This window comes from Pengzhenrongella sp. (assembly GCF_036565025.1).
GTDB lineage: Bacteria > Actinomycetota > Actinomycetes > Actinomycetales > Cellulomonadaceae > Pengzhenrongella.
The window spans coordinates 1-14,551 of record NZ_DATCNW010000409.1; the positions used below are offsets into that span (position 1 = coordinate 1).

The window sequence follows — 14,551 nt, forward strand, 5'->3', positions numbered from 1 at the left end:
CCGCGGCGGGCATGGGACAGCGTGACGCCCGCGAACCTCCCAGCCCCCAGGGCCGGTCCTCGCGAAGGCGCCACGCCGTCAGTCAGCGAGCCTAGGGTGCCGGGGCGACCGGGGCCGTGACGCTGTAGTTGTCGATCCGGACCGTCACCGGCACGTTCGTCGTCGTGCTCGACAGGACGGCGGCGACGCCGGTGTGCCCGGCGCCCTGGAGCGCCGCCGTCGTGTCCGAGGTGTTGATGAGCCACCCGGCCGGCTGAGCCTGGGACGCGGCCCAGACCTTGGCCCGCAGCGTGGTCGTCGACGTCCCGCTGACCTCGAACAGCACCACGATCGGGGTACCCGCCGTGTAGGTCACGCCGGTCACCGTCGCCTCGGTAGTGATGGCCGTCTCGGTACCTGCGGCGTTCGTGCGGACGACCTGAGCGGTCACCGCGCCGGCGGACTTGTGGCCGACCTTGAGCCGGTACTCACCGCCGGCGTTGATGCGCCCGCGCAGCAGGAACCAGCCGCCCGAGCCGTTCGGTTGCTTGTCCCAGCGCTCGGTCACCTGGGTGGTCAGGCTCGTCCCGGTCACCGAGGGCAGCCGCGCCCCCGCACCCGAGCTCTTGGCCGCGAGGCTGATCGACGCCGTGCCACCGGCGACGGCGGTCACATTGGCCGTCGCGGTCCAGGCACCCCCGAGGTCTGCGGTGCCGAACCCGTTCGCGGCCGCGCGTTCGAACGGGTCGGCGGCGAGCAGCCCGGTGGCAGCCGGGTCCAGCGCGATCGACTGGGTGCTGCTACCCGTCGCGCCGTCGTTGTCGGTGACGGTGAGGGTCACCGGGTAGGTGCCCGGTCCGGGGTAGGCGTGCGACGGCGGGGTGGCGCCGGTCGCCGGCGCACTGCCGTCGCCGAAGTCCCAGGCGTACGAACTGATCGTCCCGTCCGAGTCGCTCGACGCCGAGCCGTTGACCGTCATCGACAGGCCCCAGGTGGTCGCCACGAAGCTCGCGGTGGGTGCCACATTTGGCGTCGTGACGACCACCGGCTGGGTGACGGTGCCGGTGTCGCCGTCGTCGTCGGTGACGGTCAGGCGGACGGTATAGGTGCCGCCCACCGCGTAGGGGTGGGTCGGTGCGACCTCGGTGCTCGTGCCGCCGTCACCGAAGTCCCAGGCGTAGGAGACGAGCGTCCCGTCGGAGTCGCTCGACGCCGACCCGTCGAACGACGCGGTCAGCTCGCCGCCGGTCGCGGTGAAGCTCGCCGTCGGCGGCTGGTTCGGGACCACGACGGTGGTGTCGCGGGTGGTCGAGGCGAACGCCCCGTCGTCGTCGGTCGCCGTCAGGGTGACGGTGTAGGTGCCCGCGACGGTGTACGCGTGCGAGGTCGTCTTCCCGGTACCCGGCGCCGTGCTGTCACCGAAGTCCCAGGCGTAGGAGGCAACCGTCCCGTCCGGGTCGGTCGTGGCGCTCGCGTCGACCGCGACCGTCAGGCCGGTGGGCGTCACGGTGAAGTCCGGCACCGGCGGCTGGTTCAGGCCGGCCACGACGACGTCGTGGGTGATCGAGCCGATCGCGCCGTCGTCGTCGGTCAGGGTCAGCGTGACCTGGTAGGTCCCGCCGGCCGCGTAGGCGTGCGACGCACTCACGCCGGTGCCGGTGCCGCCGTCGCCGAAGTCCCAGGCGTAGGAGGTGATCGTCCCGTCGAGGTCGGTCGAGGCCGCCGCGTTCACGCTCGCCTGGAGCTCGCCGCCGGTGGCGGTGAAGCTCGCGATGGGCGCCTGGTTCGGGCCGGTCACCACGTAGTCGTCGATCCGGACGATGACCGGAACGTTGGTGGTCGTGCTGGACACGCTCGCGGCGATCCCGGTGTGCCCGGCCCCCTGCAGCGAGGCGGTGGCGTCGGTCGTGTCGATGAGCCAGGCCGCAGGCTGCAGGTCGGAAGCTGCCCAGACCTTGGCCCGCAGGGTGGTCGGCGACGTCCCGCTGACCTCGAGCAGTGCCGAGGTGGCGGCACCCGTCCCGTAGGTCAACCCGGGCACCGTCAGCTCGGCGGTGATGCCGGTCTCCGTGCCGGCGGCGTTGGTCTGCACGATCCGGGCCGTCACCGCGCCCGCGGACTTGTGCCCGATCTTGAGCCGGTACTCTCCGTTCGCCGTGATGCGTCCGCGGACCAGGAAGTACCCGCCCGAGCCGACCGGGCGCTTGTCCCAGTCCTCGGTGACCTGCGTGGTGAGCGCCGTTCCGGAGATGGCCGTCACGCGGGCGGAGGCGGAGGCACTGGCGCTCGCCAGCGTGAGCTTTCCGGCGCCGTTCGCCACCGAGGTCCCGCTCGTCGCGCTCCAGGCCCCGCCGCGGTCGGCGGTCCCGAAGCCGGTGGTGACGGTGCGTTCGAACGCGTCGGACACCTGAACGCTCGACGCCGCGCCCACGACGACGACGTTGTGGGCGACCGACGCGGAGGCGCCGCGCTCGTCGGTGACGGTCAGCGTGACCGGGTAGGTGCCGGCCGCCGAGTAGGCGTGCGTCGCCGTGACGCCGGTGCCGGCTGCGCCGTCACCGAAGTCCCAGGCGTACGACGTGATCAGACCGTCGGGATCGGTCGAGGCGGAGCCGTCGACTGCGGCACTCAGCTCCCCACCGGTCGCGGTGAAGGCCGCGCTCGGCGGGGAGTTCGTGTCGACGCCACCCGTGCCGGCCACCCGGTGCGCGGCCACCTCGCTCGAGGTGAGCGCGCGGGAGTAGACCGCGACGTCGTCGATGTCCCCGGCGAAGTTGTCCGACCCGGCACCGGGCCAGCCGGCGACGCTGTCGCCGCCGATGTGCCAGAACCCGCCGCTGATCTGCTGCCCGCTGAGGGTGCCCGGGTCCTGGGCGCGCAGCGCGCCGTCGACGTAGAGCCGCATGCCCGCCGAGCCGAGGGACGCCACGAGGTGGTGCCACAGCCCGTCGTTGTAGGCGGCCGGGCTGGTGAGGACCCGCAGGGTGTTGGGGTTGACGCCGAAGCGGAGCTTGCCGTCGGTCCCCATGTAGACGTGCCGGTCGTAGTTGCTGCTGTTGGTGCTGGTCGAGGAGGTGCCGAAGCCGATGATCTTGCCGCCGGTGGTGGACGTCGTCTTGAACCAGGCCTCGAGGGAGAACCTGTTCGGGCCGACGACGGACCTGGTCGAGTAGACGCGGGAGTTCGACGAGCCGCTGAACCGGGCCGCCTTGTTGACGTCGCCCACGATTGCTCCGGTGACGCCGCGCGTGACCTGGTTGCCCGCGGTGGCGTCGGCGTAGCCGGTCCAGTCCTGCACGGACCCGTTGTTCTCCCCCAGGCGCCAGTACGCGGCTGGGTTGGCGTCGAGCACGGCCTTCGGGTACTGCCCCAGGGCCCCGGCGCTGGTCCCGGTGACGTTGACGTTCACCGCCGGCGAGGTGACGGAGTTTCCGAACGAGTCGCTCGAGACCACCGCGTAGCCGTACGTCCGCCCGCTCACCAGCCCGGTGTCCGTGAACGAGAGCCTGGAGAGCTGCCAGTTCCGCGCCGAACCGGTCGTCGTGTAGACGGGCGTCCCGTCGCGCAGCACGGTGTAGGTCAGGGTCTCGTTGTCGGCGTCCCAGTTGGTCGGCCACGACACCTGTGCGGTGCCGGTGGCCTTGGACGTCGCGACGGGAGTCAGCGCGGTTCCGCTCAGCCGTGGACCTTGCAGGTTCGTGGACTTCGCACTCACGGCCATCCGGACCAGTCCCTGCTGGGGCTGCCCGTTGACGGTGAGGAACTCCCCACCGAGGGCCACGTACTGCGAGTTCCCGGTGACGTCCCACGCCGCCTGGCCCTGACCGGTGAAGGTCCCCCGGGTCAGGTCCGGGTAGAAGTTCAGCTGTCCGGGCGCCTTGAAGCCCGCCCAGTTGTAGTAGTTCCCGACCGCGTTGGGCGTGACCGTCGTGGCGGCCTTCTTGGAGAACGCCAGTGCGTAGCGGTACGCGCCGTCGGGGTACTGGCCGACGTTGCCGCAGTAGTGCACGTGTCCGACGCTGTACACCGCGTCGTTCCCGGGGTTGGCGAACACCGAGTACGTGTCACCGTGGCAGTCGTCGATCCACACGATCTCGCCGGTGTTCGGGTTGGCGGCGAACACGCCCTCGAGGTTGCCGGCGCTGTTGGCGTCGCGGATGAAGGCAAAGCCCGAGCCGTACACGAGGTTTCCGTCGGTCTCCAGGCCCATGATCCCGGCGGCGTAGCCGTAGTTGGCCACGACCGTGTTCACGGCCCACGGCAGGACGGCACCGGTCGAGGCCGACAGGGCTCCCGACCCGCGCGCCGAGATGCCGTTGAGCGTCGCGAAGCGCCCGGAGACGATGACGCGACTCTGGTCCGGGCTCATCACCATCGACTCGACCTGCGCGGACTGTGCCGATGCCGTCCACGGGATCAGTGCGCCGGTGCTCACGCTGATCGCCGCCAGGCGGTTGCGGGTGTTGCCGGTGACCGAGGTGAAGCTGCCGCCGAAGTAGACGGTGCTCGGTGTCGAGGTGATCGCCCGGACCGCTCCGTTGACGTTGGGGTTGATGCCCACGATCCGCGCGCCGTCGGACCGGTTGAGCACGACGAACCGGTTCTGCGCGATGCCGTTCACCGTGGTGAAGTCGCCGCCGACGTACAGACGTGTCCCGTCCAGAGAGGCGGTGATGACGTACGCGGGTCCGTCCAGCGCGGGCGCCCAGTTCTCAATGAGCGCACCGGTGTCGAGGTTGTAGGCCAGCAGGTTCGAGCGTGCGACCGTCTGGTCCCCCAGGGCTGCTCCCGCCGGGCGCGCGGTGGTGAACTGCCCGGCGACGTACACCGCGTTCCCGACGACGACCTGCGACCAGGCGACGCCGTCGATCTGGACCGTCGGCAGCCCGTCCGCGGCCACCGTGGACGGCGTGGACGAGTCGGCCGGCGGCGAGTCGGCGAACGCCGCAACTTGCGGGCCGGCGACCGTGAGACCTGCCGCGAGGAGCGCAGCAACCGCGAGGCTGGCAACGGCCTTGGGGAAGGTGACGAGGGCGGTGCGCATGAGGATCCTCTCGGAAACGGACGGCTCGCGGGGAGGGGTGCCGAGGGCGGGAGACACGGTCAGGTCCTGACCTTGCCGGTGAACACTGCCGTGGGCGCCTGCGCGCCGTAGTTGACCGTCACGGTGACCGTGTCGGGGGTGGGGTCGGGCAGGCGCAGCACATACGTGCCGGTGCGGGACGTCTTCGACGCGAGCTTTCCGGACATGGGGGCCGAGCGGCCGTCACCGAGCAGGAGCTGCCCCGGTGCGCCGTGGGAGCCGTAGAGGTTCACCACGATGTAGTCGAGGTCGATCTGCGCCGCGCTGGAGTTGGTGATCTCGACGGTCACCAGGAGCGAGGGACCGGACCGCTCGCCGACCCCCTGCCCCTTGCCCTCGACCCGGACGGACGTCGTCAGCCGAGCGGAGACCTTGTTCCCGAAGCTGGCCGGCTCCGCGAGGCCGACGGCGGGCAGCACGACCTCCTTGCGGGGGGCCACGGGCGTCTGATCCGGCACGTTGGACGCGCTACCGGCCCTGCTGGCCGGCGTGGGCGCAGCGGTGGGCGCGGCCGACGGCGCGGCGCTCGGCGCAGCTGACGGCGATGCGGTCGGCGAGGCTTCGCTGCCGCCGGCGCGTGCGCCCTGCGCGGCCACCGCCCCGTCCCAGTCGCCCCCGGCCAGGCCCCACCACAGGCCGCCCGCGACGGTGGTGACGACCAGAGCAGCGGCGCCGAGCCGCGGGCCGCGACGCCCGAGCCGTCCCCGTGTTCGCTCGAACATGACCGACCCCCACCAGTTTCCGTGCGAGAGCCGCTGCACTCGACCTGCCAAAGAGTAGGGGGACGAACAGGACAGAGCGGCACAATGTGCGCAATATTCACCCGGGTGGATCCTGCGGTTCACCCGCTCGGACCAGCCGGGGATCCGCCGGGTTTGCTACAGCGGTCAACCGACGCTGTTGACGATGTAGTCGTCCACCCGGACCGCCACCGGTCCGTTGGTCGCCGAGCTGGACAGGAGGGCCGCGAGCCCGGTGTGCCCGGCGCCCTGGAGCCCCGCCGTCGCGTCGGTCGTGTCGATCAGCCAGGCGGCCGGCTCGGCGCCGCCCGCGGCCAAGACCTTGGCCCGCAGGGTAGTCGGCGAGGTGCCGCTGACCTCGAACAACGCCGCGATCGGGGTGCCTGCGGCGTAGGTCAGCCCGGCCACGGTCGTCTCCGTGGTGAGGGCGGTCTCGGCGCCGGCGGCGGTCGTGCGGACGAGCTGGGCGGTCACCGCGCCCGACGACTTGTGGCCGACCTTCAGCCGGTACTCACCGTTGGTGGTGATGCGGCCGCGCAGCAGGAACCAGCCACCCGAGCCGTTCGGGCGCTTGTCCCAGCTCTCGGTCACCTGGGTGCGCAACGCCGTTCCCGTCACGCCTGCCAGGCGTGCGCCGGCGACCGAACCGGCGGCCTGGAGGGTCAGCTGGCCCACGCTGCCGGTGACGCTCGTCGCCCCGGCCGTCGCGGTCCACGCCCCGCCGAGGTCCGCGGAGCCGAATCCGTCCGCGACCGTCCGCCCGAAGGCATCGCTCGCCACGACGGTGTTGAGCACCGTGATCGACCGGCTGGTGCTGCCGGATGCGCCGACGTCGTCGGTCGCGATGAGCTGCACCGTGTAGGTGCCATCGCTCGCGTAGGTGTGGGACGAGGTCTTCCCGGTGGCCGTGCCGCCGTCGCCGAACGTCCACGCGTAGGACGAGACGGTTCCGTCCGGGTCGGTCGTCGCCGAGGCGTCGACCGCGACGGTCCGGCCCGTCGTCGGCGTCACGGTGAAGCTCGCGACCGGCGGGGAGTTGGGGTTCGCCACGACGACGTCGTGGGAGACCGTGCCGGTCGCGCCGGCGAGGTCGGTCACGGTCAGGGTGACCGTCTTGGTGCCGCCGACGGCGTAGGGGTGCGTCGCGGTGACGCCGGTGCCCGCGGCGCCGTCGCCGAAGTTCCAGGCGTAGGAGGTGATCGACCCGTCGGAGTCGCTCGAGGCCGAGGCGTTGAACGATGCGGTGAGCTCGCCGCCGGTCGCGGTGAAGCTCGCCGTCGGCGGCAGGTTCGGGATCGTCCCGCTGATGCCGGTCCCGTGGTGCAGAGTCACCTCGCTCGCGCTGAGCGCGCGCCCGTACACCGCGACGTCGTCGATGTCGCCGGCGAAGTTGTCCGAGCCCGCGCCCGGCCACCCGGACACGGCGTCTCCGCCGATGTGCCAGTACCCGTTGAAGACCTGGGCGCTGACCGTGTCCGGGTCGCTGGCGCGGACCGTGCCGTCGACGTACAGCCGCATCCCGGTCCGGCCGAGGGTCGCAACCAGGTGGTGCCACTGCCCGTCGTTGTACGCGGCCGGGGTGGTGATGACCCGCAGGGCGTTGGGGTTGACGCCGAAGGTGAGCCTGCCGTCGGTGCCCATGTAGACGTGACGGTCGTAGTTGCCGCTGTTGTTGCTGTTCGAGGAGCTGCCGAAGCCGATGATCTTGCCGCCGCTGGTGGACGTCGTCTTGAACCACGCCTCGAGGGAGAACCGGTTCGTGCCGGTGGTCGAGGTGGTGGTGTACACCCGGGACGACGACGAACCCGTGAACCGGGCCGCGCCGTTGGTGTCCCCGCTGATCGCTCCGGCGACGGGCCGGTTCACCTGGTTGCCGACCGACGCGTTGGCGTAGCCGGTCCAGTCCTGCGCGGAACCGCTGTTCTCACCCAGGCGCCAGTAACCGACCGGGTCGTCGTTCAGGACTCCGCGGGCGTAGGTACCCAGGGTGCCCGCGCTGGAGCCGGCCACGTTCACGGTCACCGATGGCGAGGTGACGGAGTTGCCGAACGGGTCGCTCGCGACGATCTTGTAGCTGTAGTTGCGCCCGCTGACCAGACCGGTGTCGGTGAACGAGACCCGCGAGGTGCGGTACCAGCGGGAGTCCGCCGTCGTGGTGTAGACGGGGGTCGGGTCGTTGTCACGCAGCACCGAGTAGGAGAGCGTCTCGTTGTCCGGGTCCCAGTTGGTCGGCCACGACACCTGCGCGGTGCCCGCCGCCTTGGACGTGGCGACGGGCTGGAGCCCGCTCAGGCGTGGACCTTGCAGGTTGGTGGACTTCGTGCTCACGGCCATCCGGCCCAGGCCCTGCTGACCGGAGCCGTTGATGGTGAGGAACTCCCCGCCGAAGAGCACGTAGTCGGCAGTCCCGGTGACCTCCCAGGCGGCCTGGTTCTGGCCGGTGAAGCTGCCCCTGGTGAAGTCCGGGTAGAAGTTCAGCTGGTCGGGGGCCCGGAAGCCCTGCCAGTTGTAGTAGGTCCCGGCGGCGTTGGGGGTGATCGTGCTGTTGGTGGTCTTGGACCACGCCAGCGCGTAGCGATACGGGCTCTCGGGGTAGGCACCGATGTTCTGGCAGTAGTGCACGTGGCCCACGCTGTAGATGGAGTCCCCGCCCGGGTTCGCGAACACCGAGTACGTGTCACCGTGGCAGTCCTCGACCCACACGATCTCCCCGGTCTTGGGGTTGGCGGCGAACACGCCCTCGAGGTTGCCCGCGCTGCTCGAATCCCGGATGAACGCGAAGCCCGAGCCGTAGACGAGGGTCCCGTCGGTCGTCAGGCTCATGATCCCGGCGCCGTAGCCCCAGTCCTGGATGACCTTGTTCGCCGCCCACGGGAGCACGGCGGCGGTCGACGCCGAGACCGCGCCGGACCCGAGTGCCGCGATGCCGCCGAGCGACGTGAACCGCCCGCCGACGATCAGGCGGCTCTTGTCCGGGCTGAGCACGATCGTCTCGACCTGCTGGGACTGCGCCGAGACCTTCCAGGTCAGCAGCGCTCCGGTGGTCGCGCTCATCGCCGCGAGGCGGTACCGCGTGGTGCCGGCGACGGTGTTGAAGTTTCCGCCGATGTAGATCGTGCTCGTGGTGGACGCGATTGCCCGCACCGCCGCGTTCGCGCCCGCGAACCCCGAGATCCGAGCGCCGGTGGACCGGTTGAGCACGGCGAACCGGTTCTGGCCCGACCCGTTCACCAAGGTGAAGTCGCCGCCGACGTACAGGCGGGTCCCATCAGCCGAGGCCGAGATGACGTAGGCCGGTCCATTGAGGGTCGGCGCCCAGCTCGTGATGAGGTTCCCGGTGCCGAGGTCGTACGCCAGCAGGTTCGAGCGCGCGACCGTCGCAGTCCCGGCTGCCGCCCCGGCGGGCCGGGCCGTCGTGAACTGTCCGGCGACGTACACCGTGGTCCCGACGATGACCTGCGACCACACCACGCCGTCGACCTGGACCGTGGGCAGGGAGTCCCCCGCCACCGTGGCCGGCGTCGCGGGGTCCGCGGGCGCGGCGTCAGCGACGGCCGGGGCCTGCGGTCCCGCGACGAGGCCCGCGACGACGAGAGCTGCGACCGCGAGACTCGCGATGGTCCTGGGAAGGGCGGCAGGGACGGTGCGCACGAGATTCCTCTCAGGTCGAACGACGGGCGACGTGCGCGAACAGGTGGGCAGTCACGGCGAGGTGGAGACCTTGCCGGTGAAGACCGCGGTGGGGGTCTCGGCCCCGTAGTTGACGGTGACGGTCACCTCGTCGGGCGTCGGGTCGGGCAGGCGCAGCACGTACGTGCCGCTACGGGAAGCCTTCGGCGCGAGCTTCCCGGACATCGGCGCTGAGTGGGGGTCGCCCAGCAGCAGCTGCCCGGGGGCGTCGTCCGGGCCGCCGTAGAGGTTCACCACGATGTAGTCGAGGTCGATCGTGGCCGCGCTGGAGTTCGTGATCTCGACGGTCACCAGCAACGACGGACCGGACCGCTCACCGATGCCCTGGCCCTTGCCCTCGATCCGTACGGACCGAGTCAGGCGGGCGCTGACCTTGTTCCCGAAGTCGGCCCGCTCCGCGAGCCCGACCGGGGGAAGCACGACCTCCGTGCGCGGCGGCACCGGCTTCTGGTCCGGCACGTTGGCCTTCGCATCGGGCACGGGGGCGGTCGCGGCCGACGAGGCCGGGGACGGCGCCGGGGATGGTTTCACGGTGGGCCTGGCCGCCGAGGTGGGTCCGGCGCTCGGGGTGCTCGTCGCCGATACCGAGCTCCGCGGCGTCGCCGCGGTCTGGTTCGCGCCGCTGGCGCCCGCCATCGTCCACCACAGCCCGCCGCCGAGGGCGGCGACCGCGAACGCGGCCACGGCAGCCCTCGGGCCACGACGTGCGAGGAACGCTGCGCTGTGCACCATCACCGGATCCCGACAGTTCACTCCTCGTCGGTGCAATTTGCTCCAACGTGCACGAGCGTAGGTGGATGATCGGGACTTATCGGCACATTCCGGCCACAATTCACCCGCTCGCGCGCCACCCGAACGGGGCCCGCCGCGAGCAGCCTCAGCCGACGGCGGTCACGCTGTAGCCGTCCACCCGGACGGTCGCCGGACCGTTCGTGACCGTGCTGGACAGCAGCGCGGCGACGCCGGTGTGCCCGGTGATCTGCAGGGTCGACGTCGCATCGGTGGTGGCGATCAGCCAGCCGGCAGGCTCCGGCTGGCCGGCCGTCCAGACCTTCGCCCGCAGTCGGCCTGCCACACCATAGGGGGACGAACCGGGCAGAACGAACCATTGTCCTGCGACTTCACCCGCCGGTTCACCCGATCGGGCCTACGAGATCGCCGGCCCGGGCCGGGCCGGAGCTAGCGCGCCGCGCTGCCGAGCCGGAGCACCGCTCGAACCAGCACGGCCGAGCGCAGCAGGTACGACAGGGCCAGCCCGGCGGCCGCCCCGCCGATGCCGGCCGTCGCCGCGCCCACCAGGATCGCGGGGAACATGAGCAGGGCGAACACCGTGCCGTTCACGGCCACGTAGCGCTCCGCGCCCTGGCCCTGCAGGAGCGCGCCGAGCGAGGCCGAGAGCGACATGAACGGCAGGCCGGCCAGGCTGAACGCGAGCGCGGGGCCGGCGCCCGCGTACTTGTCGGTCAGCACCAGCACGATGAGCCGCTCGGCGAACACCATCAGCGGCACGATCGGCACCAGCGCGGCGGTGAACACCACGACCAGCTTCACGCCGAGCCGGCGCGCCGCCCGGGGTTCGAGCCGCGCCGCGTGCGGCGTGACGACCGCACCGATCGTCTGCGGGATGAGCAGCAACGGCTGGACGAGCTTGGACGCCGCGGAGTACAGGCCGGCGGCCGAGGCCGACATGGCCGCGGCGACGACGGCCGTGTCCAGGGTTCGCGCCTGCGCGGTCACGTTGCTCACCAGGAACGGCCACGCCTCGCGCATCAGGACCCGCATCGAGATGCGGCCGGTCGTCTCGTCGAGGTCGATGACGCGTCGCACGTGCAGCTGCGCGGCGAGGGCCCCGAGCAGCAGGCCGGCGCCGTAGGACCACAACGGGTCCAGGTGCGCGCTGAGAGCGCCGACCAGCACGACCAGGGACACCGAGCGGCGCAGCAGCATCGAGACGGCGGGGGTCAGGGAGTCGCCGTCGGCGATCGGCACGCCGAGGAGGGTGTCGACGTTGCGCTCGAGCGCGAGGGACACCCCGATCACCGCGAGCGCCACCGGCATCTCGCCGATCGAGGTCCAGACCGCGATCGCGATCGCGAGGCACACCCCGGTGGCGAGGTTGGAGAGCGTGTTCAGGCGCAGCCCCGCGACGACCTCGGCGGAGTCACCGCGCGCCCGTGCCCGCGGCACGTAGGTGCTCATGCCCAGACCGGTGACCACGAGCAGGATCCCGACGACCCCGATCACGACGTTCACCAGGCCGAACGTGCTCAGCGGGACGGCGCGCGCGAGCAGCACCAGCACCGCCGCCTGCAGCACGCTGCCGAGCCCGCGGGACGCCAAGATGATGAGGAACTGGGCCCTCACAGGGCACCGACCCGCACTCGGCTCATGCCGCCGGAGACTAGCAGCGCGCGTGCTAACATGCGCGCACCTCGGTGGCCGACGATCTGTGCGGGACGCGGCCGGCGAGAGCGGTGCCCCGCAACCGAACATGCACCTGGGAGCCTTGCCAATGACCGTCCTCGCAGCGCCCACCCGGCCAGGGCTGGATCGATGAGCATCCTGCGCGCGGACGGATGGAACCGGCGCACTGCGCCGAACGTGTGGCTTTCCGTGGCCTGGAACGGCCTGGCGGACCGTGGCCTGGCGCTGGTCCTGCTCGCGCTCACCGCCGGAGCGGTACTCGGCGCAGCGATGCTGAACGCGCCCGCCGTCGTCCTGCTGGTGGTGGCTGCGGCCCCGATCCTGGTCGTCGTCGGCGCCCGGTACGGCCTGGTCGTGCTCCCCGTGGCGATCGTCGTGCGGGCGCTCGTGGACCACCTCGAGACGGTGACCATCACGGGCGGGATCGCCGTCGGGCTGATCGGTCTCGCGCTGCTGGTCACCTGGCGATCCCCCAGCGGACTGCTCACCGTGTTCACGGTCACGGGGTACCTGGTGATCTCGGCGGCAGCCGGTGCCACGAGGTTCGGGGCCACGACGACGTACATCGAGGCGCTGCGCCTGGTCAGCGCCCTCGCCGTGGCACTCGTCGTGCTGAACGCGCCGGGCAAGCTCACCGCGGTCGGGATCGCCCGGACCGCACAGTACGTCGGCATCGTGCCGGCCATCGTCGCGATCGAGCAGTTCGCAACCGGTACGGGGACCTACATCGACGGGCTCCTGCGGGCGTCCGGGACGCTCGCCCAGGCGAACTCGGCCGGTGCGCTGTTCGCGATCTGCAACGTCGCGTCCTTCGCCCTGCTCATGACGCGCGCCCCCCGGCGCACGCTCAACCTCGCGCTCTTCGTGCTGTTCCTCGGCGGCCAGGCAGCGACCGTGAGCGTCGGCGGCGCGATCACCTGCCTGGTGATGGTCATCGTGTTCCTGCTGACCCTGCGGCACGCGCGCTGGGAGCGGATCGCGCTGTCCCTGCTCGGGATCGCACTCGTCCTGTTCCTCGCGGTGACGTCCAGCCCCGGGCGCGCCCGCCTCGCCGAGTTCACGGGCGCGGGCGCCAATCCGCTCAGCAAGGACAATTCACTCGGATGGCGCATCGCGGCGTGGAAGAAGGTCCTCGACGCATGGCGCCAGAATCCTGTGTTCGGCAACGGCGTGGGCGCGACGCAGGCGAACGTCATCCTGGTCGGCAACATCCCGCACGACGAGTACGTCCGGCTGCTCGCCGAGACCGGCGTCTTCGGGCTGGGGCTCGTGCTGGCCGGCTGCGCCTTCTACGGGCTGCGGATGGCGGGGACGGTCGGTTCCAGCGCGGACTTCGCCCCGTCGTTGGCACTCGCGGTGCTCGCGGGCACCCTCGTCAACGCGATCGCGGCCAACACCATGCTGTACTCCGTGTCGTTCTACCTGACCCTGTTCATCCTCGCCGGCTGCTGGCGCATCACGCACCCCAGGCAGGCGCCGCGCTCCGCCGGAACCACGCGAGCCGCACCTGCCCTTCCGGCCCCGCGGGCGAGGCCGGCGCCCAGGGCCGTGTCGTGAGAGTCCTGCAGGTGCTGGATCCCCCGGACGGGACCACGAGGTTCGTCGATCAGATCGTGCAGGACCTGCCCGACGACGTCGTGCTGAGCTGGTTCACCTGGCGCCGCGCGCTCCTGAGCTCCTACGACGTGCTGCACGTGCACTGGCCCGAGCGGCTCACCCGGGTCCGCTCGCGCTGGAAGCAGCCGCTGATCCGGCTCGCGTTCTGCGCGCTCCTGCTCCGCGTGCGGCTGACCCGGACCGCCATCGTGCGCACCGAGCACAACGTCGGCCCGCACGAGCCCGGCGGTCGCCTCGAGGCCTGGCTGCTGGCATGGCTCGACCGGTGGACCACGCTCGCGATCCAGCTCAACCCGACCACGGCCGTTGACCCCGGGCGCGTCAACATGCTGGTGCCGCTCGGGCACTACCGGGACCGGTTCGCGGCGCACGAGCACCTGGCGACGGTGCCGGGACGGCTGCTGTACTTCGGGCTGATCCGGCCGTACAAGGGTGTCGACCGGCTCCTGGAGTGCTTTCCCTCGACGGACGATCCGTCGCTCTCGCTACGGATCGTCGGGCGCCCGCAGTCGAGCTACTGGCACGAACTCGTGCTCGCCGCGACCCGCGCCGACCCCCGGATCACGGCGCGACTGGAGTTCGTCGACGACGCCACGCTGGTGCGCGAGGTGACCCAGGCCGCGCTCGTCGTCCTGCCCTACCGCGAGCTGCACAACTCGGCCTCGCTGCTCGTCGCGCTCTCGCTCGACCGACCGGTCCTGGTGCCGAGAACACCGAGCACCGAGGCCCTCGCCGCGGAGGTCGGCGGCGACTGGGTGCGGCTGTTCGACGGCGAGCTGACGGCCCAGGTGCTGACCCAGACCCTCGCCGAGGTCGCCGCGCGCCCGCCCGGTGTGCGCCCCGACCTGAGCGACCGGGACTGGGCGCTGATCGGTCCACGGCATGCCGAGTGCTATCGCGCAGCGGTCGCCGCGGCAAGAAACCACCCCCCGATCGGCCGTCGCGCGCAACTTGCACCGCGTTAATATTGGCCTCTGTGCAAAACGCACAATGCGGTCGAACGGGCTCCGGAGCCCCG

Annotated in this window: 8 protein-coding genes; 2 read left to right on the forward strand and 6 right to left on the reverse strand. The window is 71.5% G+C overall.

Annotation, left to right across the window (positions count from 1 at the left end; all coding sequences use genetic code 11):
* Window positions 1-91: 91 nt before the first annotated feature.
* The 6 genes from VIM26_RS23180 to VIM26_RS23205 all read right to left on the reverse strand — a co-directional run bounded on the left by VIM26_RS23180 (window position 92) and on the right by VIM26_RS23205 (window position 11,856).
* On the reverse strand, window positions 92-5,023 hold the full coding sequence (locus VIM26_RS23180) for a PKD domain-containing protein (protein WP_331955695.1): 4,932 nt from the start codon (window positions 5,021-5,023) through the stop codon (window positions 92-94).
* A 59-nt stretch (window positions 5,024-5,082) separates the two neighbouring features.
* A complete protein-coding gene (locus VIM26_RS23185; protein ID WP_331955696.1) occupies window positions 5,083-5,784 on the reverse strand; it encodes a hypothetical protein in 702 nt (233 codons plus the stop codon).
* A 165-nt stretch (window positions 5,785-5,949) separates the two neighbouring features.
* The gene (locus VIM26_RS23190; protein ID WP_331955697.1) at window positions 5,950-9,453 is read right to left on the reverse strand and encodes a PKD domain-containing protein; all 3,504 of its coding nucleotides are present in this window, start codon (window positions 9,451-9,453) and stop codon (window positions 5,950-5,952) included.
* Window positions 9,454-9,504: 51 nt separating this feature from the next.
* The gene (locus VIM26_RS23195) at window positions 9,505-10,224 is read right to left on the reverse strand and encodes a hypothetical protein (RefSeq protein ID WP_331955698.1); all 720 of its coding nucleotides are present in this window, start codon (window positions 10,222-10,224) and stop codon (window positions 9,505-9,507) included.
* Window positions 10,225-10,369: 145 nt separating this feature from the next.
* A complete protein-coding gene (locus tag VIM26_RS23200; RefSeq protein WP_331955699.1) occupies window positions 10,370-10,567 on the reverse strand; it encodes a hypothetical protein in 198 nt (65 codons plus the stop codon).
* A gap of 104 nt (window positions 10,568-10,671) precedes the next feature.
* Window positions 10,672-11,856 (reverse strand): oligosaccharide flippase family protein, encoded by a 1,185-nt coding sequence (locus tag VIM26_RS23205; protein WP_331955700.1) that lies wholly within the window; start codon window positions 11,854-11,856, stop codon window positions 10,672-10,674.
* Between the two features lie 189 nt (window positions 11,857-12,045).
* Here VIM26_RS23205 and VIM26_RS23210 point away from each other — a divergent pair, with 189 nt between their 5' ends.
* Both VIM26_RS23210 and VIM26_RS23215 read left to right on the forward strand, forming a co-directional pair.
* The gene (locus VIM26_RS23210; RefSeq protein WP_331955701.1) at window positions 12,046-13,473 is read left to right on the forward strand and encodes an O-antigen ligase family protein; all 1,428 of its coding nucleotides are present in this window, start codon (window positions 12,046-12,048) and stop codon (window positions 13,471-13,473) included.
* Entirely contained in the window at window positions 13,470-14,498 is a 1,029-nt protein-coding gene (locus tag VIM26_RS23215; RefSeq protein ID WP_331955702.1) for a glycosyltransferase, read from the forward strand. Before VIM26_RS23210 ends, VIM26_RS23215 begins: the two co-directional genes overlap by 4 nt.
* Window positions 14,499-14,551 lie beyond the last annotated feature (53 nt).